Here is a 24,738-nt window from a genome sequence, read left to right on the forward strand (position 1 = left end):
GTTCAGACCCGGCGCGGCATTCGGAAGGGTAGCATCAGGCGCACCAAGGGGTTGCTGAACCGAGTTAGCGAGAGGCTCTCGTGCACCGGCCGCACCGATTCTCCGCGCAGGGTCGCGGCGAGGTGCGAGCGCGCGTAAAATGGGGTGTCCTCGAAGGTTCTCAGGATTTCGGCTTGGCCGTCGTCGCTGCGCGTGTGGCGGGGCATTCGCCAGAAGCGGGTCGGGGGCAGGGCGGCGCGGCGCGGCGGCGTGATCTCGCGCGGGGTTCCGTCCGAAGCGAAGCAGAGCGTGAGGGCCTGGGCGGTCCCGTCCCGGCGGTGCACATCGTAAAGGATCGCAGCCCCGTCCTGCAGGTCTGCCCGGCACCAGGTCCAGTCCGTGAAGGCGGCCTCCAGGGCGGTGTCGCCGTGGTTCGTGTCAAAGTAGGCCGTGCCGCGCCAGTTGATGCCGGGCTCGGACAGCGCCACCTCGACGGGCGAACTCGGTGCCATCGGCCACCAGCGGTGGCGGCCGTCCGCGTCGAGGCTATGAGGGCCCGGCGTGAAGCCGGGGGGCTTGAGCCGCACCGTGCCCCGAACCTGGTTGGGAATCGGCGCCGTCACCTCGTCGAGGCGGATCGTCAGGGTTGTCCCGTCCCAGTCGATGCCGCTTGGCCCAATTCGGATGTGGTCCGCCTCCCGGTCCAGGGCGGCACGCCCGCGCTCGGTCATGCAGAAGCGGTTGGCCCGTTCGCCGTACAGCACCACGTTGACGGCGCAATGGTTGAACGGATCGCGCGTCGGGTCCCAGGCATAGTAGGGAGAGAACACGCTGCCGATGAAGGCGATGATGGTCAGCCCCTGGCGTCCGTCCGCGCTCAGGGCGTCGACGTACCACCAGACGTAGCCGTCGCGATCCACCCGCGTATCGAAGCGCGGGCGCGGCTGCGGTCGTGCATCAGACTGTCCGCCGCGATCCGCCCGGATTGCGCCGCCATCGGCACCCCCGGACCCGGATGCACGCTCCCCCCTGCCAGATACAGGCCCGGGATCTTCGTGCGCGCCCCCGGTCGCTTGAACGAGGCCATCCAGCCATGGGAGGCCCGCCCGTAGAGCGCCCCCGCCGAGCCCGGAAACAACCGGGCGAAATCCTCCGGCTGGGTCGTCACCGGCTCCGCCGTGTCCGCCAAGGTCAGGCCGCTCGCGCTCAGGCGCCGCCGCATCGTGGTCACGCATGTCTCGATCTCCGAGGGGCTGAACGGGCGGGCCGGGGCGTTGGCGAGGCAGAGCAAGCGCTCCGAGCCGTGAGGATGCGGGGCGGCGTCGCTTCGGTCCTGGGCGCAGACGTAGATCGTGGGGTCGTCAGGCAGGGTGCCCCGAGCGATCTGTGCGAACTCGGCGGCGTAATCGGCCGAGAAGAACACGGTATGGCGGGCGAGCGGGAAGCCCTGGGCCCGGGCCGAAAGGCAGAGCGTCACCGCTGAGAGGGAGCGCTCGGAGGCCGGGACCGCGTCCGCCCCCCGGGCAGCCTCGCGACCGAGCAAGCCCTCGGCGAGGCCCGCGACGTCGGCGTTGCAGATCACCGCGTCGGCGGGAACTCGCTCGCCGTCAGTAAGGTCGACCCCGACCACGCGTCCCCCCGAGACGGCGATGCGCCGGGCGGGCGTGGCATAACGGAAGCGGGCGCCGCGCTCGCCGGCTAGGTGCGCCACGGCGTGAGCTAAGCGGCTGAGGCCCCCCGTTACGTGCCATACCCCCTGGCTCTCCACATGCGCGACAAGCATCAGGGTGGCGGGTGCTGCGAAGGGCGAGGAGCCGCAATAGGTCGCGTAGCGCCCGAAGAGCTGACGCAGGCGTGAATCGGCGAAGTAATCGCCGAGTGCGCTCCACAGGCTTGTGAAGGGCTGGATTCTCCAGAGATCGCCAAGACCCGAGAGGCCAGCGCGCCGGGTCAGGTCGACGGGACTCGGGCGCTCGCCACGGATGAACGGCCCCTCAAGGGTGGCGTAGACCTCTGCTGCTCGAGCGCGGAAGCGACGGTACCCGTCCCGCTCGCGTGCCCCAGCGAACGTCGCGATCGCGGCCTCGGAGGCCTCCGGCTCGGCCATGAGATCAAGCGTCTCGCCCGGCCGCCAAGTATGGCGGGCCAGGATCGCAGCTGGTTCGAGTCCGACATGGGCGGCAAGTTCGGCTCCGCACTCCGCGAAAAGTTCGTCGAAGACCCAACGCATAGTAAAGACCGTGGGCCCGGCCTCTACCGCGCTGACGCCCACAGGAACGCTGCGCATCTTGCCGCCTGGACCGTGCGCCTGCTCCAGCACCGTGACGTCGAGACCCGCATGGGCGAGCCGTAGGGCAGCCGTGAGGCCTCCGATCCCGGCACCAACGATAACGACCTTCAACGCTATATCTCCGGCACGCGGAACTGCCTTGACGATTGTCAACTAATACTGACACTCTGAAATTCTAATAACAAGTGACATGGAAGGATCGCCGGATGGACGCCAACCGTCGTATCGAACAGGCGCTGGACACCGCTGTCGCGCATTTGGAGGCACCGGGCGCTCCGCCCCGCCTCGCAGAGGCCCTGCGTTACGCGGTCTTTCCTGGCGGTCACCGCATTCGGCCGCGTCTTTGTTTGTCCGTTGCGCGGGCTTGTGGTGACGACGATCCGGCGGCTTCCGATGCGGCGGCGGCGGCGATCGAGCTTCTGCACTGCGCCTCCCTGGTCCACGACGATCTGCCCTGCTTCGACGATGCACCCCTGCGGCGGGGGCAGCCCTCGGTGCACGCGGCCTTCGGTGAGCCCCTGGCGGTCCTGGCGGGCGATGCCCTGATCGTCTCGGCCTTCGAGACCCTGGCGCGGGGAGCAGCCCGCAGCCCGAAGCGCCTCGCCGCCCTGGTCGGGCTCGTCGCCCGCGCCGCCGGCTCCCCCGCCGGAATCGCCGCCGGGCAGGCCTGGGAATCGGAGCCGAACGTGGCGCTCACCGAGTACCAGCAGGCCAAGACCGGCGCGCTGTTCGCCGCCGCGACGGTGACGGGGGCGGCGGCGGCCGGCGCGCCGTCGCTGCCCTGGCGGCTCCTGGGCGAGTGCCTGGGCGAGGCCTACCAGGTCGCCGACGATCTGCGCGACGTCGCCTGCCGGCAGGAGGAGGTCGGCAAGCCGGTCGGGCGCGATTCGACCCTCGGGCGGCCGAACGCCGCCGCCCTCCTGGGGATGGGGGGCGCCCTGGCGCGCCTCAGGCGCCTCGTGCGGGAAGCCATCGAGGTGATTCCCGATTGCCCGGGCGCCGAGACCCTCCGGGCCGAGATCGAAGCGCAGACGCGGCTGTTCCTGCCGGCGAGCCTCGCGCGGGAGCTGGCCTGACGTGGCGCGGGGCGCCGCGATCGGGACCCCGCGCCCGGCCCCGGGGGAGGGCTGGCGCACCCGCTGGCGCGCCTTCCGCACCCGCATGGTCGCCGATCCGCGCTTCCAGCGCTGGGCCGCCGGCTTCCCCCTGACCCGGCGCATCGCGCGGGCGAACACCCGCGCGCTGTTCGACCTCTGCGCGGGCTTCACCTACTCGCAGACCCTGTTCGCCTGCCTGCGTCTCGACCTGTTCGGGGCGCTGGCGCCGGGCCCCCTCGGCCTCGACGGTCTCGCGGCGCGGATGGGCTTGTCGGCCGAGGCCGCGAGCCGCCTCCTGAAGGCGGCCGCCGCCCTCGGCCTCGTCGCCCCCCTGCCGGACGGGCGCTACGCCCTGGCGGATCTGGGCGCGGCCCTGATCGGCAACCCCGCCATCGGCCGGATGGTTGAGCACCATGCCATGCTCTACGACGACCTGCGCGATCCCGTCGCCCTCCTGCGCGGAGAGGCGGGGCCGACCCGGCTCGCCGCCTACTGGCCCTATGCCGGGCAGGACGGCACCACCCTCGGGGCGGAGGCGGTGGCCCCCTATGGCGGGCTCATGGCCGCCTCGCAGGCGCTGATCGCGCAGGACATTCTCGAGGCCTACCCGCTGATCCGGCACCGCTGCCTGATGGATGTCGGCGGCGGGGAGGGCGCCTTCCTGACGGCGGCGGCGCGCGCGGCCCCGCACCTCCAACTCCGGCTGTTCGACCTGCCGGCGGTGGCCGCCCGGGCGCAGGCCCATCTCGACCGGGAGGGCCTCGCCGACCGGGCGCGGGCGATCGGCGGCAGCTTCCTCGCCGGCCCGCTGCCAGCGGGCGCCGACGCGATCTCCCTGGTGCGCGTGGTGCACGACCACGACGATGAACAGGTGCGCATCATGCTGCGCGCGGCCCGGGTCGCGCTCCCGCAGCATGCGGCGCTCATCATCGCCGAACCGATGAGCGGCACGCCCGGCGCCGAGCCGATCACCGACGCGTATTTCGGGTTCTACCTGCTGGCGATGGGGACCGGCCGCTGCCGGACCGTGGCCGAGCTGACGGCCCTGCTGCACGAGGCCGGCTTCACGAAGGTCCGCGAGATGCCGACCCGACGCCCGCTGCTGGCGCGCGTACTTGTGTCAACCTGAGTTGACGAAAACGGCGAATTCCACGCCCGTTCAGGTAATTTCAGATTGACGTAGAAAAGTGTCTATCTAGGATGACACATCAGATCCGGCGCGAACCGGATCGAATGCCGGGACAGGGAGGAGAGGCTCGATGAACGCACAGGCCGTCATCCTCCATCGTCCCGGTCAGATCGCCCTCGAGACCCTGGCCCTCGATGCTCCGACCCCGGCCGACGCCGTGGTGGCGATTCGCTGGAGCGGGATCAGCACCGGCACGGAGCGCCTGCTCTGGTCGGGCCGGATGCCCGACTTTCCCGGCATGGGCTACCCGCTGGTGCCGGGCTACGAATCGGTCGGCGAGGTCGTGGAGGCCGGCGCCGAATCCGGATTGCGCGCGGGACAGACCGTGTTCGTCCCCGGCGCCCGCTGCTTCGGTCCGGTGCGGGGTCTCTTCGGCGGCGCGGCCTCGCACCTCGTCAGCGCCGGCGCCCGCCTCGTACCCATCGATTCCTGTCTCGCCGAGCGCGGCACCCTGATCGCACTCGCGGCGACCGCCCATCATGCGCTGGTCGGCATCGACCTCGCCCGGCCGCTCCTCGTCGTCGGCCACGGGGTGCTGGGGCGCCTCGTCGCCCGCATCGCCACGGCCCTCGGCGGTGATCCGCAGGTCTGGGAGACCGTGCCGGTGCGCCGGCAGGGTGCGGAAGGCTACGCCGTGCGCGCCCCCGAGGACGATGCCCGGCGCGACTACGCCACGGTTCTCGACGTCAGCGGCGATGCCGGGATTCTCGATGCCGGAATCGCCCGCCTCGCGCCCGGCGGCGAGATCGTGCTCGCGGGCTTCTACGAGGCCCGGCTCGCCTTCGATTTCGCCCCCGCCTTCCTGCGGGAGGCCCGCATCCGGGTCGCGGCCCAGTGGCGGCCCGAGGATCTCGCCGCGACCCTGGCGCTGATCGAGGCGGACCGCCTCGCCCTCGACGGCCTCATCACCCACCGGCGTCCGGCGGACGCCGCTCCGGACGCCTATCGCACGGCCTTCGGCGATGCCGAATGCCTGAAGATGATCCTGGATTGGAGAGCCGCATGAACATCCAGCTGAAGTCGATGCAGCTGAACGGCGGCGCCCTGACGGCTTCCGAGGCGCTGCGCGCCGAGGCCGGCATCGAGCCGGACCCCGTGCCGGTCAAGGCCACCAAGGAGACGCAGATCATCGCGATCTACGGCAAGGGCGGCATCGGCAAGTCGTTCACCCTGGCCAATCTCAGCTACATGATGGCTCAGCAGGGCAAGAAGGTCCTGCTCATCGGGTGCGACCCGAAGAGCGACACCACCTCGCTCCTGTTCGGCGGCCGGGCCTGCCCGACCATCATCGAGACCTCCACCAAGAAGAAGCTCGCGGGCGAGCAGGTCGCCATCGGCGACGTCTGCTTCAAGCGCGACGGCGTCTACGCCATGGAGCTCGGCGGCCCGGAGGTCGGGCGCGGCTGCGGCGGGCGCGGCATCATCCACGGCTTCGAACTTTTGGAGAAGCTCGGCTTCCACGAATGGGGCTTCGACTACGTCCTGCTCGACTTCCTGGGCGACGTGGTCTGCGGCGGCTTCGGCCTGCCGATCGCCCGCGACATGTGCCAGAAGGTCATCGTCGTCGGCTCGAACGACTTGCAGTCGCTCTATGTGGCCAACAACGTCTGCTCGGCGGTGGAATACTTCCGCAAGCTCGGCGGCAATGTCGGGGTCGGCGGCCTCGTCATCAACAAGGACGACGGTACCGGCGAGGCCCAGGCCTTCGCGCAAGCCGTCGGTATCCCGGTCCTGGCCTCGATCCCGGCCCACGACGACATCCGCAAGAAGAGCGCGAATTACGAGATCATCGGCCGGCCGGAGAGCCCCTGGGGCTCGCTCTTCGCGGATCTCGCGCAGAACGTCCACGACGCGGCCGCCAACCACCCGACGCCGCTCTCCCAGGACGGGCTGCTCGGCCTGTTCAAGGGCGAGGCCGTCGGCCGGGGCGTCACCCTGGTGCCCGCCACCTTCGAGGACATGTGCGGCACGACCCAGGTCGTGAAGCCGTCCCTCGAAGTCGTCTACGACGAGGTCTGACGCATCATGGCCGTCACCCTCGACATCGCGGATCTTCGGGCGCGCCAGACCCTTCGCGCCGGCAACGAGCGCCCGGCCTCGGCCCTGGCGCCCGTCGCGGCCCCGGCCGAGGTGGTGAACCTCGCCGCCGCGAAGGAGGACGGCCTGGGCTGTCATTCCGGTAAGGCCACGATGCGGGCGGCCGCCGAGGCCGCCGGGATGTCCGATACGCTGGATCAACTCCGGAAAGACTACCCGACGGGGCCGCACGACCAGCCCCAGAGCATGTGCCCGGCCTTCGGTAGCTTGCGCGTCGGGCTGCGGATGCGGCGCACGGCGACGATCCTGTCGGGCTCCGCCTGCTGCGTCTACGGCCTGACCTTCACGGCGCATTTCTACGGCGCCAAGCGGAGCGTGGGCTACGTGCCCTTCAACTCCGAGACCCTGGTCACCGGCAAGCTGTTCGAGGACATCCGCGAAGCGGTGTTCCAGGTGGCCAAGCCCGCCGATTACGACGCCGTCGTCGTCATCAACCTGTGCGTGCCCACGGCTTCCGGCGTCCCCTTGCGCCTCCTGCCCAAGGAGATCGACGGGGTCCGGATCATCGGCATCGACGTGCCGGGCTTCGGGGTCCCCACCCATGCCGAGGCCAAGGACGTGCTGGCCGGGGCGATGCTGAAATTCGCCCGCGGGGAGGCCGAGCAGGGCCCCGTCCAGGCGCCCCGCGCCGGCCGGGCCGAGCGCCCCACCGTGGCGCTGCTGGGCGAGATGTTCCCCGCCGACCCGGTGGTGATCGGCGGTCTCCTCGAGCCGCTGGGGCTGGCGGCCGGTCCCGTCGTGCCGACGCGCGAATGGCGCGAGCTCTACGCGGCCCTCGACTGTACCGCCGTGGCGGCGATCCACCCCTTCTACACCGCCTCGCTGCGCGAGTTCTCCGCCGCCGGGCGGCCCATCGTCGGCTCGGCGCCGGTCGGGCACGACGGCACCGCCGACTGGCTGGACCGCATCGGCGAGGCCTGCGCCGTGCCCCGCGCCACCGTCGAGGCCGCCAAGAACCGCTTCCTGCCCATGATCGCGGGGGCGCTCGCCGCCAACCCGATCCGGGGGCGGATCACGCTCTCGGGTTACGAGGGCTCGGAACTCCTGGTCGGACGCCTCCTCGTCGAGAGCGGCGCGGACCTGCGCTACGTGGGCACCGCCTGCCCGCGCACGCCCCATTCGGAGGCCGACCGCGACTGGCTCGAGGCCCACGGCGTCACCGTGCGCTACCGCGCCTCCCTGGAGGACGATCTCGCCGCCCTCATGGATGTGCGGCCGGATCTCGCCATCGGCACCACGCCGGTGGTGCAGAAGGCCAAGGCGCTCGGGCTCCCGGCCCTCTACTTCACCAACCTGATCTCGGCCCGTCCGCTCATGGGCGTGGCCGGCGCCGGGTCCCTCGCCAAGGTGATCAACGCGGCCCTCGGCAACCGCGCGCGCTTCGACGCCATGCGGGATTTCTTCGACGGGGTCGGCACGGGTCACGCCGCCGGCATCTGGGAGGACGTGCCCAAGCTCCGCAAGGCGGTGGCGAGCCCCCGTCGCGAAAAACCCGCTCATGATCCGATCGGGGAGATGGCCTGATGCTCGTCCTCGATCACGACCGGGCCGGCGGCTACTGGGGCGCCGTCTACGTCTTCACCGCCATCAAGGGGTTGCAGGTCGTCATCGACGGTCCGGTGGGCTGCGAGAACCTGCCCGTCACCTCGGTGCTGCACTACACCGATGCCCTGCCGCCGCACGAGCTGCCCATCGTGGTCACGGGGCTGGCGGAGGAGGAACTCGGCCGGCACGGCACCGAGGCCGCGATGAAGCGGGCGCACGCCACCCTCGACCCGGCCCAGCCGAGCGTGGTGGTGACGGGCTCCATCGCCGAGATGATCGGCGGCGGCGTCACCCCCGAGGGGACCAACCTCCAGCGCTTCCTGCCGCGCACCATCGACGAGGACCAGTGGCAGACCGCCGACCGGGCCATGTCCTGGCTCTGGCAGGAATACGGCGCCAAGCGCTTCGCCAAGAAGGGCATCCCGGCCCGGCCGCAGCGCCAGGAGGGCGTAAAGCCCCGGGTGAACCTGATCGGGCCCGCCTACGGCACCTTCAACATGCCCTCGGACCTCGCCGAGATCCGCCGCCTGGTCGAGGGCATCGGCGCCGAGGTGAACCTCGTATTCCCCCTCGGCTCGCATCTGGCCGACGTACCGGCGCTCGTGAACGCGGACGCCAACATCTGCCTCTATCGCGAGTTCGGCCGCCTGCTCTGCGAAGCCCTGGAGCGTCCCTACTTTCAGGCGCCCATCGGCATCCATTCCACGACGCGGTTCCTGCGGGCGCTGGGCGAAGCGCTCGGCCTCGACCCCGAGCCGTTCATCGAGCGCGAGAAGCACACCACCATCAAGCCGGTCTGGGATCTCTGGCGCTCGGTGACGCAGGATTTCTTCGGCACCGCGAGCTTCGGCATCGTGGCCTCCGAGACCTACGCGCGGGGCGTCCGGCACTTCCTCGAGGACGAGATGGGCCTGCCCTGCCATTTTGCGGAATCCCGCAAGGCCGGCGCCAAGACCGACAACGCCGCCATCCGCGAGATGATCGCCAAGAACCCGCCGCTGGTGCTGTTCGGCTCGTTCAACGAGCGGATGTACGCGGCCGAATGCGGCGCCCGCGCGGTGTTCGTGCCGGCTTCCTTCCCGGGCGCCATCATCCGGCGGCACACGGGCACGCCCTTCATGGGGTTCTCCGGGGCGACCTACCTCGTCCAGGAGGTCTGCAACGCGCTCTTCGACATGCTCTTCCACATCCTGCCGCTCGCCCGCGACATGGACAAGGTCGAGGCGACTCCGGCCCGGCTCCACCGCGAGCTGCCCTGGGACGAGGCGGCGCGTGCCCGCCTGGACGAACTCGTCGAGGCGCATCCGGTGCTGGTGCGGATCTCGGCCGCCAAGCGCCTGCGCGATGCCGCCGAGCGGGCGGCGCGCCAGGCCGGCGCGGGCCGGGTCGTCCCGGACCATGTCGAGCGCGCCCGCGCCGAGGCGAGCCTCGGAGCCGCCGCATGAGCGCCGGCCACCATTCCCTTTCCGGCTGGATCGGCGCGGCGCCGTCCAGCCGGTCGATGCCGACCCCGCGCGTCCTCGCAAGGACGCGTCCCGCCGCGGAACGCCAGGAGAGAGATCCCATGCAACGTTCGCTGAATCCGGTGTCGCGCCTGCATCAGGACGAGGTCCAGGCCCGGATCCTCCTGGCCACGACCTACCCGTTCTTCCTCGCCGCCGCCGTGGTGCAGCGCGTGCTGCCGCAGGCGCGCAGCGCCGTCGCCCAGCCGCGCCGCTCGGTCTTCGCCGAGGCGCGGGCCATGGCCGTCTCGGCGATCCCCTTCGTCTTCATGGGGTGATGCCCCCCGGAGCGCGCCGCCCGCGCGGCGCCGCTGCCCACCTGTTTGCCCCTCGGGCCGAGGCGTCACGCCCGGCCCCCGACCGACCTCCCGTCCGAACAGGCGGGAAGGACCGCCTCGAGCCGCGCCGCGCGGCCCGAGGCGCACCCCGCCGTCTCCCGATCCGCGGGCGCGGCCAGTCACAGCGGAGGTTTGAACCGATGGCCAATGGCATTGTCGAGAAACCGAGCAGCCTGTCCGGGCTGACGGAACCGGAAGCCAAGGAGTTCCACGCGATCTTCTTGACGAGCTTCATCATCTTCACGGCGATCGCCGTGGTCGCCCACATCCTCGTGTGGCTGTGGCGCCCGTGGCTGCCCGGACCGAAGGGCTACGCCGCCCTCGAGACGGCGGCCCAGGGCGTCGTCTCCCTGCTCTCCTGAGAAGGACCCTCATCATGCACAAGGTCTGGCTTCTCTTCGATCCGCGTCGCACCCTCGTGGCGCTCTTCACCTTCCTGTTCGTCCTGGCGCTGCTGATCCACTTCATCCTGCTCAGCACCGACCGGTTCAACTGGCTGGAAGGCCCCAAGGCGCCGCGCGCGGCCAACGCGCAGACGCTGGTTCTGCCGACGATGCCCGCCTGACCGGGCCGGCATCCAGAGCAGAATACCCCGAACACGGATGATCGGCGGGCTGGCCACGAGCCACCCGTCGGCCATCGCCAAAGAGCGTGGTGGGCCTGGGAGGTCGCGATGGCGATGCTGAGCTTCGAACGAAAATACCGCATCCGCGGCGGCACCCTGGTCGGCGGAGACCTGTTCGATTTCTGGGTCGGGCCGTTCTACGTCGGCTTCTTCGGCGTCACGACGCTGTTCTTCTCGGTGCTGGGCACCGCCCTGATCATCTACGGCGCGGCGCTGGGGCCGACCTGGAACATCTGGCAGATCAACATCGCGCCGCCCGACCTCAAGTACGGGTTGGCGCTGGCCCCCCTCCAGGAGGGCGGCCTCTGGCAGATCATCACCTTCTGCGCGGTGGGCGCGTTCTGTTCCTGGGCGCTGCGCGAGGTCGAGATCTGCCGCAAGCTCGGCATCGGCTACCACGTGCCCTTCGCCTTCTCGATCGCGATCCTGGCCTACGTCACCCTGGTGGTGGTGCGGCCCCTCCTGATGGGCGCCTGGGGCCACGGCTTCCCGTACGGCATCCTCAGCCACCTCGATTGGGTCTCGAACACCGGCTACCAGTACCTGCACTTCCACTACAATCCGGCGCACATGCTGGCGGTGACGTTCTTCTTCACCACGACGCTGGCGCTCTCGCTGCACGGCTCGCTGATCCTGTCCTCCACCAATCCGGGCAAGGGCGAGGTGGTGAAGACGCCCGAGCACGAGGACACGTTCTTCCGCGACACCATCGGCTACTCGATCGGCACGCTGGGCATCCACCGGCTCGGCCTGTTCCTGGCGCTCTCGGCGGGCTTCTGGAGCGCAGTCTGCATCGTCATCAGCGGCCCGATCTGGACCCGCGGCTGGCCCGAATGGTGGGGCTGGTGGCTCAACCTTCCCGTCTGGCGCTGATCTCGGAAAAGGGAGGCTCGTGACACCATGGCCTACTACCAGAACATCTTCTCCGAAGTGCAGGTCCGCCCGATCTCGCCGGACCTCGGTATCCCGGTCGACTCCAACAAGCGCTGGGGCACGCCGTTCAACTCCTACCTGTTCGGCCTCATCGGCAACGCGCAGGTCGGCCCGATCTACATCGGCTATCTCGGGGCGCTCTCCTTCGCCTGCGGGCTGATCGCCTTCGAGATCATCGGCCTGAACATGTGGGCCAGCGTGAACTGGGATCCCGTCCAGTTCGTGCGTCAGTTGCCCTGGCTGGCCCTCGAGCCGCCGCGACCGCAATACGGCTTGCGGGTCCTGCCGCCGCTGGCCGAGGGCGGCTGGTGGCTGATCGCCGGCTTCTTCCTCACCGCCTCGGTGCTGCTCTGGTGGCTGCGCCTGTTCCGCCGGGCCAAGGCGCTGGGTCTGGGCTACCACGTGCCCTGGGCCTTCGCCTCCGCGATCTGGCTGTTCCTGGTGCTGGGCTTCATCCGCCCCGTGCTGATGGGCTCCTGGTCGGAGGCGGTGCCCTTCGGCATCTTCCCCCACCTCGACTGGACCGCCGCCTTCTCGCTCCGCTACGGCAACCTGTTCTACAACCCGTTCCACATGCTCTCGATCGTCTTCCTGTACGGGTCGACGCTGCTCTTCGCGATGCATGGCGGCACCATCCTGGCGGTGAGCCGCTTCGGCGGCGAGCGTGAGATCGACCAGATCGTCGATCGCGGCACCGCCACGGAACGCGCCGCCCTGTTCTGGCGCTGGACCATGGGCTTCAACGCCACCATGGAATCGATCCACCGCTGGGCCTGGTGGTTCGCGGTCCTGACCACGCTCACCGGTGGCATCGGCATCCTGCTCACCGGCACGGTGGTCGACAACTGGTACCTCTGGGCGGTCAAGCACGGCGTCGCCCCGGCCTACCCGCAGGTCTACCCGCCCGTGATCGATCCGCTCGCCACCTCTGCCACCACCATTCCCGGGGGAGCTCCATGAAGATCTTCTTCACCGTCCTTGGAGCCGCCGTCGCCTTCTTCCTCACGGTGGCGATGATCGGGTTGACCGATTGGGACCGGCCGCCCCTGGCGGTCCAGCAGAACGGCTATCGCGGCACCGCGATGGCGCAGGTCCACACCCGCGAGGCGGTGGCGGAGAAGAAGGAGGCCAACCTGGCGCCCGCACCCGCCGACCCGGCCGAACCCGGCGACGATCTGGCCGGCACCACCTACGAGAACGTCCAGGTCCTCAAGAACGTCAGCGTCAACGAGTTCAACCGCCTGATGGTCTCGATGACCGAGTGGGTCAGCCCCGAGCAGGGCTGCACCTACTGCCACAACACCGAGAACATGGCCGACGACAGCCTCTACCAGAAGAAGGTCGCCCGCCGGATGCTGCAGATGACCCAGCATCTCAACAGCGACTGGAAGGACAAGCACACCGGCGGGGCCGGCGTGACCTGCTACACCTGCCACCGGGGCCAGCCGGTGCCGGCCAATATCTGGTTCACCGATGCGGGCCCGAACCGCCCAGGCGGCTTCACGGCCCGCAACAACGGCCAGAACCTCGCCAAGAGCTCGGTCGGCCTCGCCTCGCTGCCCTACGACACGCTGACCGAGTACCTCGCCGACAAGACCATCGACAACAACGTCATCCGGGTGAATTCGACCACGGCCCTGCCCACCACCAAGGGCAAGCCGATCCAGGACGCGGAGAAGACCTACGGCCTCATGATCCACATGTCGGAGGGCTTAGGGGTCAACTGCACCTTCTGCCACAACACCCGGGCGATCTCGAACTGGTCGCAGAGCACGCCGCAGCGGACCACCGCCTGGCACGGCATCCGGATGGTGCGGGACATCAACGGCAACTACCTCGAGCCGCTGACCTCGACCTTCCCGCCGAACCGCCTCGGGGCGCTCGGCGACGTGCCGAAGGTGAACTGCACCACCTGCCACAACGGACAGAACAAGCCCCTCAACGGCGCCCACGTGGTGGACGCCTATCCGGAACTGACCAAATCCACCGAGACCGCCAGCGCGACCCCACCCGCCGTGCCGGCGAACCCGCCCACCATGCCGGCGACCCCGGCGCAACCCGCGCCCGCGCCGCAATAGCGGCCCGGGGCGAGGGCGAGACGACAGAGGCCGCCCGGGCAACCGGACGGCCTCTTTCGTTTGTCCGATTCGCGGAGGGCGTGTTTCGCTCGCCACCCAGCGGCGGGTCGATCGCATCCGCAAGTCCGAGGCATTGCCCGGCTCTCCTCCCCCTTGTGGGGAGGCGTTGGAGGTGGGGGTGGCTCCGCCAGCCTCCGCCGGCTGAGAGTGACTCAGCCACCGTTACCCCTAACGTTAAAGACCAATTAGCTTGACCGCGCGAAGGGCTGATGAGGGTGGAGAGAGGTTGGTCCGCTTCAGAGCGGCAGGGCATCGAAGCAGACGTTGCCGCCCCGCCCGTTCACGACCCTTTGCAGAAGGCGGGAACGTCCGCTTCTAAGCGGCTCGTGAAGGCCGAAACTGACGACTGGAACGGATGGAGGCTGTGTGAGAACGCGGTTTGGCGTGTTGACGCGGATCAGTGATGGCGCGCGGCAGTCCGCGTGCCCTCACGCCCGCAGGGCGGTGAGGAGTGGCCCGGTGCCGAGGATCGCGATCACCCGCTTCAGGTTGTAGGCCAGGACCTGCAGGCTCATCTCGGTGGCCACGTTCTTCAACCTGCGCATCCGGAAGTGGGGCGCCCCCATCCAGCCTTTGAGCGTCCCGAACACGTGCTCGACCGTCTGCCGACGTGTGCGCATCGCGTGAGGATACTCGTCGAGCCGGCGCTGCACGGCTTCCAGGACCGCCTCGTGCTCCCAGCGCGTCACCCGCCGCTCCTTGGCCGGCGTGCAGCGTGCCTTGATCGCGCAACCCTGACAGGCCGTCGTCCAGTAGCGGCGCAGCGTCAACCCACCCTCCACGTTCGTGTAGCGGTAGGAGAGCCGCTCGCCGGCCGGACACCGATAGGCATCCGCCTCCGGCTCGTAGACGAAGTCCTGTTTGCCGAAGCGCCCCTCCGCCTTGGCGCCCGAGGTCAGCGGCTTGGGCAGGGTCACCGCGATGCCGACCCGCTCACAGGCCAAAATCTCCTCGCCCGAGAAGTAGCCGCGGTCGGCCAGCACGCTGAGCGCTTCGTGCCCGGTCGCCGCCTGTCCCTGGCGGCTCATGTGAGCCAGCTGGTTGCGGTCGTGCCTGACGTTGGTGACCGCGTGCGCGACGATCAGATGATGCTCGGCGTCGACGACCGCCTGGACGTTGTAGCCGACCATCCCCGTCCCCTTGCCGCTCGTGGCCATCGCCCGCGCGTCCGGGTCGGTCAGCGAGATCTGCCGGTCGGGGGCGGCTTCGACGAGCCTCTCCATCGCCTGAAGTTCGCGCATCCGCGTCCGCAAGGCGTCCAGACGTTCAGCAACGCGGACCTTGCGCACGCGCGCGATCTCGTCCTCCTGACGGTCGGCCGTGTCGAGGGCGGCGAGATAGCGTGCGATGCTCGCCTCGACCTGCTCGATGCGGCGCCGGACCGCCGCCGGCGTGAAGTTGCGGTCGCGGGCGTTCACCGCTTTGAAGCGGCTGCCGTCGAGAGCCACGACGCCACCGGCCAGGAGGCCGAGTTGGCGGCACAGCACGACGAACTGGCGGCAGGCGGCCTGGATCGCAGGTCCGTTGTCGCGCCGGAAGTCGGCGATGGTCTTGAAGTCGGGGGCAAGGCGGCCGGTCAGCCACATCAGCTCGACGTTGCGGCCGGCCTCACGCTCCAGGCGGCGGCTGGAGGAGACCTGATTGAGGTAGCCGTAGAGGTAGAGCTTCAGCAGCGTCGCGGGATGGTAGCCGGGCCGGCCCGTCGCGGCCGGTCTCACGCCAGCAAAACCCAGAGCCGCGAGATCGAGTTCGTCCACGAACAGATCGACGACACGCACCGGATTGTCCTCGGACACGTAGTCGTCCAGGCGATCCGGCAACAACGTGACCTGATGGCGATCCGCACCCAAAACGAACCGCGCCATACAAGCCTCCGCCGTCACGCAGAGACTATCAGAACAGCAGCGTTTTCACACAGCCTCGATGGAAAGCTGTCGTTCGTTCTGCCGGGCAGGCCACTGTTCGTCATGCAAAACGGTGCATAAGGATGGCTTGGCCCCACCGTGTTACGAGCGGCTCGCCTGAGACGACGAACCCCGCACGGGCGAAAGACTTTCGTGCGCGTTCGTTGTCGGGATGAGGATCGATGCCCACCGCTGGCACGCTGAGGCTGAACAGACAATCCACATGCTGTCGTACGATCCTGGCACCATGCCCCCGGCCAAGTGCCCCTTCTTCGCCAATATAGACGTCCATGCCACGCGAGCCGTTCGGGAGATAATCGAAGTGGTGGGGCGACCAGTTAGCAACGGCATAGTCCTGTATGAAGGCCAAGGGACGCTCGGTGTCCGCAGCGATCCACATGGCAACCCGACCCTCACGCAATTTCTCCGCTTCGGGCTCAACGTCGGGTGAGCCCCACCAACGGCAGACGTGATCTTGTCGCCGCCAGCACGCGAGCAGAGGCAGATCGTCTTCCCTCACTCGTCGGATCAGGTAGCTGTCGGACATTGGAGCCATGATACCACAGGCAAGAACTCGTCTGTAAAGCCGCACCAGAAGGGAATCAGACCTTCAAGACCTACGAGATTTCGCCTACCGGTCCAACTCGGCGGCAGCCAAGGCAGCGATCCGAAGATCGATTTCCGCGAGGGGATCGTTGTCGCCGAGAAACCACGAGGCCGAAAGGCCGGTCCATGCCAGCACCCAGAACAGCAGACGTCCCCGTTCCAGCCCACTCGCTGCGGTGACGATATCCAGCCGACGCGCGAAGCAGCCGGGCTGTGTCGCCACCGGCCGCGCGGGGTCAGCTAGGTCGGGATTGGTGAAGATGTTAGCGAAGTCGAATCCCCGCTCGCCGATCAGGTGCTTGGGATCGATGGCCAACCAGCCCCGCACGCCGAAGTCGAGTACGTTCCCATGATGCAGATCGCCATGTAGCGCAACGACTTCACGCTGATGTGCCAAAAGGTTGCGGGCTGTGTCCGCGCTACGGGCGAGGATGCCGCCGTGGCGGTCCGCCACAGGCCACAGGTCGCTGAACCACTCCGCAAGGGGCGTTAGCTCCGGTAGGGGCTTCGAGCGGGGTGCGTGCAAGCGAGCGGCGGCCGTGCAGAGAATACGACACGCCTCGTCGTCCTGCCCGTGCCGGGCCATGTCGCTTAGGGACCCCAAGCCAGTTGCACGCTCCATCAACAAGGCGTCGCCGTCCCTAGCGATCACCTGTGCGGCCCCATCACCGCCCCACCATTCCATCAGCACGCCGCCGAGGCGTTCATCAGCCTCATGGGACAGCTTGAGCATTGCTGGCCTACCGTCCTTCAGAACCGGGAGGAGGTGGGCAGCTTGCGTGGCTATCGGCGCGCCGTCGGGGACCAGACCCCAGCGGGTCAGATGGGCTTCGAACATACCGCCTGCATAGCACGCTGTAGAACCGTTCTGGGTCGGATGCGGAAGGTCCGATTCCGGGCGGAGGGCTAAAGCCTGCTTCCCACCCTTCCTGGCAGTCAGGACATTCCACTTTCGGGCGCTTGGCTGGATCAGCCCTAAAGCCTGGAGCCATCGGTCCATTCGACAAAGCTCGTGTATGTGCTTTGTACGCAGCAGACCCGCATCCTTTTCCGCGCAATACTCGCCAAAAATAGGGAGAGGACGATGCGCAAAAACCTTATCGCGACCTTGATCCTCGCTTTTGTCGTATCCGGTTGCTCGACGACAAATACGGGTGGTCGAAACCCGGACCGCGACAACGCATCCTCCCTTGATCCTAGCCGATCGAAGTCGTGTTACGGCGGCCCTGTCTACGTACCCTGTTAGGTATTCCGCCGACCAGCAAAATTGGCGTTCGCAACCGTAATGTTCGCTTGGAGGCGGAATGTCTGCTTCTGGCCGAAGGGCTGAGGTCCGTTTGCCACCCCGAGCCGAAGTTGTCGGACGGCCAACGAATGACCGCTTTCGGGGAGCACCATCCGGGGCCTTGTACGGCAGAAGTGGGTCGGCACCCGCCTGTCGGCTCTACGACCGCCCTGGGTGGTTTTGCGACGATCTGCTTTCGGATCACGATACGGATGAGCGGACATTCGGCGGGAAGCGATTTGCTCGAAAGGGGATCTGACCATTTCGAACGGCCGAACGGCCTATGATGATCGCCTTCCACGAAAGCCAGCCTGCGCCACGAAGCCCCCCACGGATCGCCGCATACCGAATGGCGGATATTGCAAGTCTATTGGCATGTCGTGCTAGTTCAAAGACGATTCAAACCGTCGATGTGTCGGTCGGTCGCCCCGGGTTCTCCGGTGGCGGCATCCTTGGCTCAGACACGAATGGACCCTTCCATGGCCGACAAGATCGCACTCATCACCGGTGGAGCGACCGGCATCGGCAAGGCGACGGCGCTGATCCTGGCGCGGGGCGGCGTCAAGGTCGTGATCACCGGCCGTCGCGACGACCGCGGGCGCCAGGCCGTCCAGGAGGTCGAGGCCGCCGGTGGCGAGGCCTCCTTCGTCAATTGCGACGTCGACAGCGAGGAGGCGGTCGGCCGGACCGTCGCGGACATCGTCGCACGCTACGGCCGCCTCGACCTCGCGGTGAACAACGCCGGCATCTCGAACGAGAACAAGACCATCGGCGCCTCGGACACCGACGCGTTCAACGGCATGCTCCAGACCAACGTCCTCGGCCTGTACTTCTGCATGAAGCACGAGATCCACCAGATGGAGCGACAGGGCGGCGGCGCCATCGTGAACCTGGCGTCCATCGCCGGACTGAACGGCATTCCCTGGGCCGCGACCTATGCCGCGACCAAGCATGCCGTGGTCGGCCTGACGAAGTCCGGCGCCCTCGACTACGCGACGAAGAACATCCGCATCAACGCCGTCGCGCCAGGAGCCATCAAGACCGACCTGATCGAGAAGCAGATCGAGCTCGGGCAGTACGACGAGGCGATGATCTCCGGCATGCATCCGATGGGCCGGATGGGCCATCCCGAGGAGATCGCCAACGGCATCGTCTGGCTGCTCTCCGACGAGGCGTCTTTCGTCACCGGGCATGTGCTGAACATCGATGGTGGCTTCCAGGCCAAATAGGGAGTTCCGTGATGGCGTCGCGCCGCCCCGACCGGTCCAAGGTCGCACCAGCCTTCTGGCAGGGGCTCGGCGCCGTCGGGCTCACCCCGACGGCGGTGCTGCGCCATGCGCGGCTACCGGCCACCTTGGCGACGGACCCGCGCGGACAGGTCACCACGGCGCAATACTTCGCGCTGTGGCGGTCGCTGGAGGCGCTGTCCCCGGCCCCCGACATCGGGATGAGGTTGGTCGTCGGGATGGAACCCGGCACGCTGCCGCCAGCCTTCCTCGCCGCCTACTACGCCCGCGACCTTCGCGAGGCATTGACGCGTGTCGCGCGCTTCAAGGCCCTGTGCTCGCCAGAGGAGATGATCCTGGAGGAGAACGGGGCTTCGGCCACGATCAGCCTGGCCTGGCCGCTCGCGGGCGAGGATGCCCCGGCGGCGCTCGTCGACGCGGCTTTCGCCTCGTTCGTGGAACTCGGTCGCCGGGGCACGCGTCGGGTCATCCGTCCGCTACGCCTCGAACTCTCCGGCACGGGGCGCAACGTCTCCGGGCAGTCGGACTACCTCGGATGCGCCGTGATCCAGGGCGCGCGCCGGAACGCCCTGATCCTGCATCGTGCGGATCTCGACGCGGCGATGGTCTCCCACAATCCCGAGATGCTGGAGGCCATCGACCCGCATCTCGCGAGGCAAAGGCAGGAGCACCTGTCCAAGGCCTCGGTCACCGAACAGGTGCGATGGGCCCTGAAGCGTCTCCTGGCGGGCCAGACCCCCGACGTCGGCGCGGTAGCGCAGGAGCTGGGACTGACCGCCCGGACCCTTCAACGACGCATCACCGAAGAGGGCGGCAGCTTCCGCCGTATCCTCGCCGACGTCCGCCGGGAGCTGGTGCGCCAATACCTCGCCGATCCCGCCCTCGACATGAACGAGGTCGCCTACCTGCTCGGCTACGACGACACGAACTCGTTCTACCGCGCCTTTCGGAGCCTGGAGGGCACGACGCCGGCGCGCTGGCGCTCCCTCCACTAGGATCGGCCCCATGAGAATCCTGCTGTTCGGCGCCACCGGCATGGTCGGTGCGGGCGTCCTGCGCGAATGCCTGCTCGCCTCCGATGTGACCGAGGTCAGGACGGTCGGGCGTACCCCGACCGGACGCGCGCATCTCAAGCAGCACGAGACCGTCGTCCAGGACCTCTTCGATCCCGGACCGACGGCATGGCGGGAGATGACGGGATACGACGCCTGCTTCTTCTGCCTCGGGGTGACGTCCTCCGGCCTGACCGAGGCCGAGTACCTCCGGCTGACCAACGATTTGACGCTGGCCGTGGCGGGAAGGCTGGCCCTGCTCGATCCCGACATGACCTTCGTCTACGTGTCCGGGGCCGGCACCGATGGTGGCGGACGCGGGCGCAGCATGTGGGCGCGTGTCAAGGGGCGCACCGAGAACGCGCTGCAGGCGCTGCCGTTCGCGGGGGCCTTCATGTTCCGGCCGGCCGTGATCCTGCCGATGCACGGCGAGCGTTCGAAGACCACGTCCTACCGGCTTCTCTACCGGCTGACCGGCCCTGTGCTGCATCTGCTGCGCCGCATGGCTCCCGCGCAACTCTTGACGACCGAGGTGATCGGCCGCGCCATGCTCGCCGTCGCGCGCCGCGGCCGGGGCCGTGCGGTCATGGAAGCTTCCGACATCTACAGGGCGGCCACGGCCACGGCGCGCTCATCTGAACGTTGATCGGCCGGTTCACAAGGACGACGCAAAGAGGCCCGCGTCATGTGGGCGAGCGCATTCCAGACGCTGCGGTATTCTGATACCGCACCCTGTAAATCGTTCATAGAACACGGATTTCCGAAATTTTTGCCCGCCGATCGGCGTTCGCGCTTGACGCCTGGACCGCGCTCCCCTATTGGCTCCGGCAACGCCGCCGCGTCCTGCACGCGGCGGCGCATCGTTTTGACTTCAGACACCATACGGAACGCCACGGGATGAAGACCTTTTCTCTGAAGCCCGCCGACGTCGACAAGAAGTGGATCATCGTCGATGCGGAGGGCCTGGTCGTCGGCCGGCTCGCCTCCATCGTCGCCATGCGCCTGCGCGGCAAGCACAAGCCCGCGTACACGCCCCACGTCGATTGCGGCGACAACGTCATCGTCATCAACGCCGAGAAGGTGCAGTTCACCGGCCGCAAGCGCGAGCAGAAGGTGTACTACCACCACACCGGCTACCCGGGCGGCATCAAGGAGCGCACGGCCAAGTTCATCCTCGACGGGCGCTTCCCCGAGCGCGTCGTGGAGAAGGCCGTCGAGCGCATGCTCCCGCGTGGTCCGCTCTTCCGCCAGATCATGGGCAACCTCCGGGTCTACAAGGGCTCCGAGCATCCCCACACCGCCCAGCAGCCGCAGGCGCTCGACGTCGGCAGCCTCAACCGCAAGAACGTGAGCGCTTGATCATGGCGACCCTTCAGTCCCTCTCCGACCTGAACCGCGCGAACGTCGAGAACCCCGAGAACGCGGCGCCCGTCCACGTTCAGAAGCTCGATGCCCAGGGCCGCGCCTACGCCACCGGCAAGCGCAAGGACGCGGTCGCCCGCGTCTGGATCAAGCCCGGCAACGGCACCGTCGTGGTCAACGGCCGCGCGGTCGAGGTGTACTTCGCCCGTCCCGTGCTGCGCATGATCCTGCGCCAGCCCCTCACCATCGCCAACCGCGTCGACCAGTACGACATCACCGTCTCGGTGCATGGCGGCGGTCTGTCGGGTCAGGCCGGCGCCGTGCGCCACGGCCTCTCCAAGGCGCTGACCTACTACGAGCCCGAGCTGCGCGCGCCCCTGAAGCGCGAAGGCTTCCTCACCCGCGACAGCCGCGTGGTCGAGCGCAAGAAGTACGGCCGCAAGAAGGCCCGCCGCAGCTTCCAGTTCTCGAAGCGCTAAGACGTTTCGACAGCTATACGGACAGGGCGGCTTCGGCCGCCCTTTCTTTTTGAGCCGCCACAGCGAGAGACGAACCCACGATGGCCAAACCCTTCCGGCGTGTCCGCGAGCCCGATGCTTCCGCCGTCACCCTCTGTCTCGCGGAAAGCGACGGCGCGACGACCGGGGAGGTGAAGCTGGCCGACGGCCGCCTGTTCAGCACCACCGGAGCGCTGCCCATCGCCCAGGCCTTCGGAATCGCCGTGCACGTGGCCAACGAGAGCGGCCGGGAGATCGTGGTGATCGACCCCCGCAACCTCTGGAAGCCGAGCTGGGGCGAACTCGTCGCCTGAGGGCGCGGGCCCGGTATGGGGCCCGCGCGCTTGCGTCACGCGAGGGCGTGTTCGAGCTCGCTCTTCGACATCTTGGAGCGGCCCGGAATATTCTTGTCGCGGGCGGCCTTCATCAGGTCGGCCTTGGTGTGGCCGCTGTCCGTCTTGCGCGCCGCGGCGGTCTTCTTGGCCACGTCGGCTGGCTGCTTGGAGAACTGCTTGCCCTTCGCCGTGTCGGCGCGCTTCTTCTTCGTCGAGCGGTCGTACTCGGATTTGGAGACCGCCTCGCGGGCCTTCTTCGGCAGGTAGCGCTCGCCGGTCTCGCCGCTCTTGTGGCCGGACTTCGTGTCCCACTCCTCCTCGGTCCATTGCTTCAGGTGGTTGTCGTCCGACTTCTTGCCCTTGTAGCCGCCGCCGGCATCCTTGTAGGCCTTGGTCGCGGCCTGGGCCTTGCGCGCCGACCACTGGCCCGGCTTGCCGCCCTTGTCCGATTTCGTGACCTGGGTCTTCACCTTCTCCCAAAGCTTTGGGTCGGTTTTCTCCGCGCTCGCTGACATCTGCGCCTCCGAATTGCTGATTTCTCGGGGCGACAACCGGCGACCCCCGGCCCGTTCCGGGGCGGCATGCGTCGTGCACAGATGAGTCGCGGCGTCATCAAGGCTTGTCGGAGGGATGCGAGACGATTGACTTGACGAAGCGGGCCGGTCAGGTGGCGCGCACGGATCCGTTGCGTGCTGAAGGCCCGCGAATCCGACGAAGGGAAGTCGAGTGTCCATGAGCGAACACGGCGCGGGGCGCGAGCCCACGGTCTTCATCGACGGCGAGGCCGGAACCACCGGCCTCGGCATCCGCGAGCGCCTGGAGCGCGAGGGGCGCGTGCGCGTGCGCAGCATCCCGCACGAGAGCCGCAAGGACCCGGCCGTGAAGCGTCGCCTGCTGGAGGAGGTCGACCTCGTCGTCCTGTGCCTGCCGGATGCCGCCGCCAAGGAGACGGTGGCGCTGGCCGACACCCTGCCCGGGGGCGGGCCGCGCATCCTCGATGCCAGCACCGCGCACCGGGTCGACCCGGCCTGGGTCTACGGGTTCGCCGAACTCGAACCGGCGCAGGCGCACGCCATCGCGCAAAGCCGCCGGGTGGCCAATCCCGGCTGTTATCCCACCGGCGCGATCGCGCTGATCCGTCCCCTCGTGGAGGCCGGGTTGCTCCCGTCCGACCACCCCATCAGCATCAATGCGGTCAGCGGCTACAGCGGCGGCGGCAAGGGCATGATCGAGACCTACGAGGCCGGGGAGGGCGAGCCGTTCCTGCTCTACGGCCTCGGCTTCGCGCACAAGCACCTGCCCGAGACCCAGGCCTATGCGCGCCTCACGCGCCGGCCGATCTTCATTCCCTCCGTCGGCAATTTCCGGCAGGGCATGCTGGTCAGCGTGCCGCTCCACCTCGACACCCTGCCGGGCACGCCGACGGTCGGCGCCCTCGAGGCCGCCCTGAGCGCCTATTACGAAGGGCAGGATCTCGTCCGCGTAATCCCGGTCGGAGATGCCGAGCGGATCGAGCCCGAGGCGCTCAACGACACCGACCGGCTCGAACTGCGCGTCTTCGGCAGCGACACCCATCGGCAGGCCGTCCTGGTGGCTCGCCTCGACAATCTCGGCAAGGGCGCGTCGGGGGCGGCCGTCCAGAACATCGGCCTGATGCTGGGCCTCGCCTGACGCCCGTAAACGACAGCCGCGCCGGGGGCCGGGCGGTCCAGCTTCCGTCGCGGTAGGCCGGCGCAGCCCCTGCGAAGGATGCGGCCGGACCTCGCCTCCGGCCGCCGGCTTGCGTTCCGCCCCATCGAGGGGCGTCGTTGCACGCGGTCGGAGCGGCCGTCGTCTCCGGCACAGACCGTACGACGGGGCGGTCGCTCAATGGCCGCCCTTGGGCCTCCACGCCCACCGGCCCGTTATTCTGAACCCAAGCCTCCGAACAAATCGTCCCACCAAGATACCGGGACCGACCGGCGCCTCGCGACCGGACCGTCGGCGCTCCACCTGATCGGCTTCCAGTCGATGGCTTCGGTCTGCCTGCGCGCGCCGCGCTTCCTCTCCTAAGAGGAGAGAGTCGTGATCGGTGTGGTCCCTCTCTGAAAAGATCACACCCGTCGCCCTGTGCCTCCCCCGAGAGAAAGAAGACCCGCGCCAGAAACCGTCGCGCAGGCGCGTCTGCGTCCGTGCTGCCGGATGCGTCGATCGCAGCCCCGCGCCGACCGAGGCGCGCCGGGGTCTCGAGCATCCGGTCGGATCTGATCTTGTCGAACTCGTAGTCCAGGCCAGGAATGAGATCGTGAAGCGCGCCGCTTTGCACGATGTCGTAGAAGACGTGACGTCCGCGTCGTTCGATCGGCAACCATTCGGCATCGGTCCGACTTGCACAGGGACGCCGCCGCTCCCGCGCGCGATCGATACGCCCGCAGCGCTGAATCCGCGTCGTGCGACGAACAAATTGATGAAATTGCCTGTCGCTGCCTAGCGGATACGAACGGGTTTCCAAGAACGCCGGACAGTCCGAACGAGTTTCGCCGATTCATCAGGTTCATCCCGCGTCTTACCGGGCAACCGGAGGGTGACTGTTGGGTGTCGTGCAGGCGGCGCGCGAAAATTTGACAAATGATCCACAGCGAGGCGAGGAAAAAACGCTTGACCGGCCGAACAACATCTTGCCTGGAAAAAGAAGTGAGCCTAAGTTTGTCAACAACATCAACACTTATGCAGATTGG

At 68.4% G+C, this 24,738-nt stretch carries 26 protein-coding genes; 20 read left to right on the forward strand and 6 right to left on the reverse strand.

Going from position 1 to position 24,738, the window contains the following annotated elements:
- Positions 1–2 precede the first annotated feature (2 nt).
- Complete coding sequence (locus tag MFF30_RS06880) at positions 3–899, reverse strand: carotenoid 1,2-hydratase family protein (RefSeq protein WP_238278127.1); 897 nt, start codon at positions 897–899, stop codon at positions 3–5.
- On the reverse strand, positions 857–2,386 hold the full coding sequence (gene crtD, locus MFF30_RS06885) for a 1-hydroxycarotenoid 3,4-desaturase CrtD (RefSeq protein ID WP_238278190.1): 1,530 nt from the start codon (positions 2,384–2,386) through the stop codon (positions 857–859). Before crtD ends, MFF30_RS06880 begins: the two co-directional genes overlap by 43 nt.
- 89 nt (positions 2,387–2,475) lie before the next feature.
- Here crtD and MFF30_RS06890 point away from each other — a divergent pair, with 89 nt between their 5' ends.
- The 12 genes from MFF30_RS06890 (at position 2,476) to pufC (ending at position 13,673) form a co-directional block, all read left to right on the forward strand.
- Positions 2,476–3,345 carry a polyprenyl synthetase family protein gene (locus MFF30_RS06890; RefSeq protein WP_238278129.1) on the forward strand — a complete coding sequence of 290 codons (870 nt, stop codon included), beginning with the start codon at positions 2,476–2,478 and terminating at the stop codon, positions 3,343–3,345.
- A gap of 85 nt (positions 3,346–3,430) precedes the next feature.
- A complete protein-coding gene (locus MFF30_RS06895) occupies positions 3,431–4,495 on the forward strand; it encodes a methyltransferase (RefSeq protein WP_238278192.1) in 1,065 nt (354 codons plus the stop codon).
- Between the two features lie 130 nt (positions 4,496–4,625).
- Positions 4,626–5,561, forward strand: coding sequence for a chlorophyll synthesis pathway protein BchC (bchC, locus tag MFF30_RS06900; RefSeq protein WP_238278131.1), 936 nt, complete (start codon positions 4,626–4,628; stop codon positions 5,559–5,561).
- Positions 5,558–6,574: a chlorophyllide a reductase iron protein subunit X gene (locus MFF30_RS06905; RefSeq protein WP_238278133.1), complete on the forward strand. Its 1,017-nt coding sequence runs from the start codon at positions 5,558–5,560 to the stop codon at positions 6,572–6,574. Before bchC ends, MFF30_RS06905 begins: the two co-directional genes overlap by 4 nt.
- Positions 6,575–6,580: 6 nt before the next feature.
- Positions 6,581–8,176 carry a chlorophyllide a reductase subunit Y gene (gene bchY / locus MFF30_RS06910; protein WP_238278135.1) on the forward strand — a complete coding sequence of 532 codons (1,596 nt, stop codon included), beginning with the start codon at positions 6,581–6,583 and terminating at the stop codon, positions 8,174–8,176.
- Complete coding sequence (gene bchZ, locus MFF30_RS06915) at positions 8,176–9,642, forward strand: chlorophyllide a reductase subunit Z (RefSeq protein ID WP_238278137.1); 1,467 nt, start codon at positions 8,176–8,178, stop codon at positions 9,640–9,642. Before bchY ends, bchZ begins: the two co-directional genes overlap by 1 nt.
- A 119-nt stretch (positions 9,643–9,761) precedes the next feature.
- Entirely contained in the window at positions 9,762–9,977 is a 216-nt protein-coding gene (locus MFF30_RS06920) for a hypothetical protein (RefSeq protein ID WP_238278139.1), read from the forward strand.
- 200 nt (positions 9,978–10,177) lie between these two features.
- Positions 10,178–10,399 (forward strand): light-harvesting antenna LH1, beta subunit, encoded by a 222-nt coding sequence (pufB, locus tag MFF30_RS06925; protein ID WP_055956020.1) that lies wholly within the window; start codon positions 10,178–10,180, stop codon positions 10,397–10,399.
- A gap of 14 nt (positions 10,400–10,413) precedes the next feature.
- A complete protein-coding gene (pufA, locus tag MFF30_RS06930) occupies positions 10,414–10,602 on the forward strand; it encodes a light-harvesting antenna LH1, alpha subunit (protein WP_238278141.1) in 189 nt (62 codons plus the stop codon).
- Between the two features lie 108 nt (positions 10,603–10,710).
- On the forward strand, positions 10,711–11,535 hold the full coding sequence (pufL, locus tag MFF30_RS06935; RefSeq protein ID WP_238278143.1) for a photosynthetic reaction center subunit L: 825 nt from the start codon (positions 10,711–10,713) through the stop codon (positions 11,533–11,535).
- Between the two features lie 27 nt (positions 11,536–11,562).
- Positions 11,563–12,555: a photosynthetic reaction center subunit M gene (gene pufM, locus MFF30_RS06940; protein WP_238278145.1), complete on the forward strand. Its 993-nt coding sequence runs from the start codon at positions 11,563–11,565 to the stop codon at positions 12,553–12,555.
- Positions 12,552–13,673 carry a photosynthetic reaction center cytochrome PufC gene (pufC, locus tag MFF30_RS06945; RefSeq protein WP_238278147.1) on the forward strand — a complete coding sequence of 374 codons (1,122 nt, stop codon included), beginning with the start codon at positions 12,552–12,554 and terminating at the stop codon, positions 13,671–13,673. Before pufM ends, pufC begins: the two co-directional genes overlap by 4 nt.
- 488 nt (positions 13,674–14,161) lie before the next feature.
- Here pufC and MFF30_RS06950 read toward each other — a convergent pair whose 3' ends face one another.
- The 3 genes from MFF30_RS06950 to MFF30_RS06960 all read right to left on the reverse strand — a co-directional run bounded on the left by MFF30_RS06950 (position 14,162) and on the right by MFF30_RS06960 (position 17,081).
- Positions 14,162–15,598 (reverse strand): IS1182 family transposase, encoded by a 1,437-nt coding sequence (locus tag MFF30_RS06950; protein WP_238278149.1) that lies wholly within the window; start codon positions 15,596–15,598, stop codon positions 14,162–14,164.
- Positions 15,599–15,698: 100 nt separating this feature from the next.
- Complete coding sequence (locus MFF30_RS06955; protein ID WP_238278151.1) at positions 15,699–16,184, reverse strand: GNAT family N-acetyltransferase; 486 nt, start codon at positions 16,182–16,184, stop codon at positions 15,699–15,701.
- Between the two features lie 84 nt (positions 16,185–16,268).
- Complete coding sequence (locus MFF30_RS06960) at positions 16,269–17,081, reverse strand: aminoglycoside phosphotransferase family protein (protein ID WP_238278153.1); 813 nt, start codon at positions 17,079–17,081, stop codon at positions 16,269–16,271.
- A 926-nt stretch (positions 17,082–18,007) separates the two neighbouring features.
- Here MFF30_RS06960 and MFF30_RS06965 point away from each other — a divergent pair.
- The 6 genes from MFF30_RS06965 (at position 18,008) to MFF30_RS06990 (ending at position 22,000) form a co-directional block, all read left to right on the forward strand.
- The gene (locus tag MFF30_RS06965) at positions 18,008–18,757 is read left to right on the forward strand and encodes a glucose 1-dehydrogenase (protein ID WP_238278155.1); all 750 of its coding nucleotides are present in this window, start codon (positions 18,008–18,010) and stop codon (positions 18,755–18,757) included.
- A gap of 11 nt (positions 18,758–18,768) precedes the next feature.
- Complete coding sequence (locus MFF30_RS06970; RefSeq protein ID WP_238278157.1) at positions 18,769–19,770, forward strand: AraC family transcriptional regulator; 1,002 nt, start codon at positions 18,769–18,771, stop codon at positions 19,768–19,770.
- Positions 19,771–19,780: 10 nt separating this feature from the next.
- A complete protein-coding gene (locus MFF30_RS06975; RefSeq protein ID WP_238278159.1) occupies positions 19,781–20,473 on the forward strand; it encodes a Rossmann-fold NAD(P)-binding domain-containing protein in 693 nt (230 codons plus the stop codon).
- 251 nt (positions 20,474–20,724) lie between these two features.
- Complete coding sequence (rplM, locus tag MFF30_RS06980) at positions 20,725–21,186, forward strand: 50S ribosomal protein L13 (RefSeq protein ID WP_238278161.1); 462 nt, start codon at positions 20,725–20,727, stop codon at positions 21,184–21,186.
- Between the two features lie 2 nt (positions 21,187–21,188).
- A complete protein-coding gene (gene rpsI, locus MFF30_RS06985; RefSeq protein WP_238278163.1) occupies positions 21,189–21,668 on the forward strand; it encodes a 30S ribosomal protein S9 in 480 nt (159 codons plus the stop codon).
- An 80-nt stretch (positions 21,669–21,748) separates the two neighbouring features.
- Entirely contained in the window at positions 21,749–22,000 is a 252-nt protein-coding gene (locus MFF30_RS06990; RefSeq protein ID WP_238278165.1) for a hypothetical protein, read from the forward strand.
- 35 nt (positions 22,001–22,035) lie between these two features.
- Here the strand turns inward: MFF30_RS06990 and MFF30_RS06995 are convergent, their stop codons facing one another.
- Positions 22,036–22,536 (reverse strand): hypothetical protein, encoded by a 501-nt coding sequence (locus MFF30_RS06995; protein ID WP_238278166.1) that lies wholly within the window; start codon positions 22,534–22,536, stop codon positions 22,036–22,038.
- Positions 22,537–22,753: 217 nt separating this feature from the next.
- Between MFF30_RS06995 and argC the strand changes: the two genes are divergently transcribed.
- Both argC and MFF30_RS07005 read left to right on the forward strand, forming a co-directional pair.
- On the forward strand, positions 22,754–23,692 hold the full coding sequence (gene argC, locus MFF30_RS07000) for an N-acetyl-gamma-glutamyl-phosphate reductase (RefSeq protein ID WP_238278168.1): 939 nt from the start codon (positions 22,754–22,756) through the stop codon (positions 23,690–23,692).
- Between the two features lie 400 nt (positions 23,693–24,092).
- A complete protein-coding gene (locus tag MFF30_RS07005; protein WP_238278170.1) occupies positions 24,093–24,491 on the forward strand; it encodes a hypothetical protein in 399 nt (132 codons plus the stop codon).
- Positions 24,492–24,738 lie beyond the last annotated feature (247 nt).

The organism is Methylobacterium goesingense (assembly GCF_022179225.1).
Lineage (GTDB): Bacteria > Pseudomonadota > Alphaproteobacteria > Rhizobiales > Beijerinckiaceae > Methylobacterium > Methylobacterium goesingense.

What these genes read in the sequence shown, in the direction of transcription:
- MFF30_RS06950 (WP_238278149.1), bottom strand. Translation starts at nt 15,598, where the DNA reads ATGGCGCGGTTCGTTTTGGGTGCGGATCGCCATCAGGTCACGTTGTTG.
- MFF30_RS06990 (WP_238278165.1), top strand. Translation starts at nt 21,749, where the DNA reads ATGGCCAAACCCTTCCGGCGTGTCCGCGAGCCCGATGCTTCCGCCGTC.
- pufC (WP_238278147.1), top strand. Translation starts at nt 12,552, where the DNA reads ATGAAGATCTTCTTCACCGTCCTTGGAGCCGCCGTCGCCTTCTTCCTC.
- rplM (WP_238278161.1), top strand. Translation starts at nt 20,725, where the DNA reads ATGAAGACCTTTTCTCTGAAGCCCGCCGACGTCGACAAGAAGTGGATC.
- MFF30_RS06905 (WP_238278133.1), top strand. Translation starts at nt 5,558, where the DNA reads ATGAACATCCAGCTGAAGTCGATGCAGCTGAACGGCGGCGCCCTGACG.
- MFF30_RS06995 (WP_238278166.1), bottom strand. Translation starts at nt 22,536, where the DNA reads ATGTCAGCGAGCGCGGAGAAAACCGACCCAAAGCTTTGGGAGAAGGTG.
- pufB (WP_055956020.1), top strand. Translation starts at nt 10,178, where the DNA reads ATGGCCAATGGCATTGTCGAGAAACCGAGCAGCCTGTCCGGGCTGACG.
- bchZ (WP_238278137.1), top strand. Translation starts at nt 8,176, where the DNA reads ATGCTCGTCCTCGATCACGACCGGGCCGGCGGCTACTGGGGCGCCGTC.
- MFF30_RS06920 (WP_238278139.1), top strand. Translation starts at nt 9,762, where the DNA reads ATGCAACGTTCGCTGAATCCGGTGTCGCGCCTGCATCAGGACGAGGTC.
- argC (WP_238278168.1), top strand. Translation starts at nt 22,754, where the DNA reads ATGAGCGAACACGGCGCGGGGCGCGAGCCCACGGTCTTCATCGACGGC.
- MFF30_RS06890 (WP_238278129.1), top strand. Translation starts at nt 2,476, where the DNA reads ATGGACGCCAACCGTCGTATCGAACAGGCGCTGGACACCGCTGTCGCG.
- MFF30_RS06965 (WP_238278155.1), top strand. Translation starts at nt 18,008, where the DNA reads ATGGCCGACAAGATCGCACTCATCACCGGTGGAGCGACCGGCATCGGC.
- pufM (WP_238278145.1), top strand. Translation starts at nt 11,563, where the DNA reads ATGGCCTACTACCAGAACATCTTCTCCGAAGTGCAGGTCCGCCCGATC.
- MFF30_RS06895 (WP_238278192.1), top strand. Translation starts at nt 3,431, where the DNA reads ATGGTCGCCGATCCGCGCTTCCAGCGCTGGGCCGCCGGCTTCCCCCTG.
- MFF30_RS06955 (WP_238278151.1), bottom strand. Translation starts at nt 16,184, where the DNA reads ATGTCCGACAGCTACCTGATCCGACGAGTGAGGGAAGACGATCTGCCT.
- MFF30_RS06975 (WP_238278159.1), top strand. Translation starts at nt 19,781, where the DNA reads ATGAGAATCCTGCTGTTCGGCGCCACCGGCATGGTCGGTGCGGGCGTC.
- bchC (WP_238278131.1), top strand. Translation starts at nt 4,626, where the DNA reads ATGAACGCACAGGCCGTCATCCTCCATCGTCCCGGTCAGATCGCCCTC.
- rpsI (WP_238278163.1), top strand. Translation starts at nt 21,189, where the DNA reads ATGGCGACCCTTCAGTCCCTCTCCGACCTGAACCGCGCGAACGTCGAG.
- pufL (WP_238278143.1), top strand. Translation starts at nt 10,711, where the DNA reads ATGGCGATGCTGAGCTTCGAACGAAAATACCGCATCCGCGGCGGCACC.
- pufA (WP_238278141.1), top strand. Translation starts at nt 10,414, where the DNA reads ATGCACAAGGTCTGGCTTCTCTTCGATCCGCGTCGCACCCTCGTGGCG.
- MFF30_RS06960 (WP_238278153.1), bottom strand. Translation starts at nt 17,081, where the DNA reads ATGTTCGAAGCCCATCTGACCCGCTGGGGTCTGGTCCCCGACGGCGCG.
- MFF30_RS06970 (WP_238278157.1), top strand. Translation starts at nt 18,769, where the DNA reads ATGGCGTCGCGCCGCCCCGACCGGTCCAAGGTCGCACCAGCCTTCTGG.
- bchY (WP_238278135.1), top strand. Translation starts at nt 6,581, where the DNA reads ATGGCCGTCACCCTCGACATCGCGGATCTTCGGGCGCGCCAGACCCTT.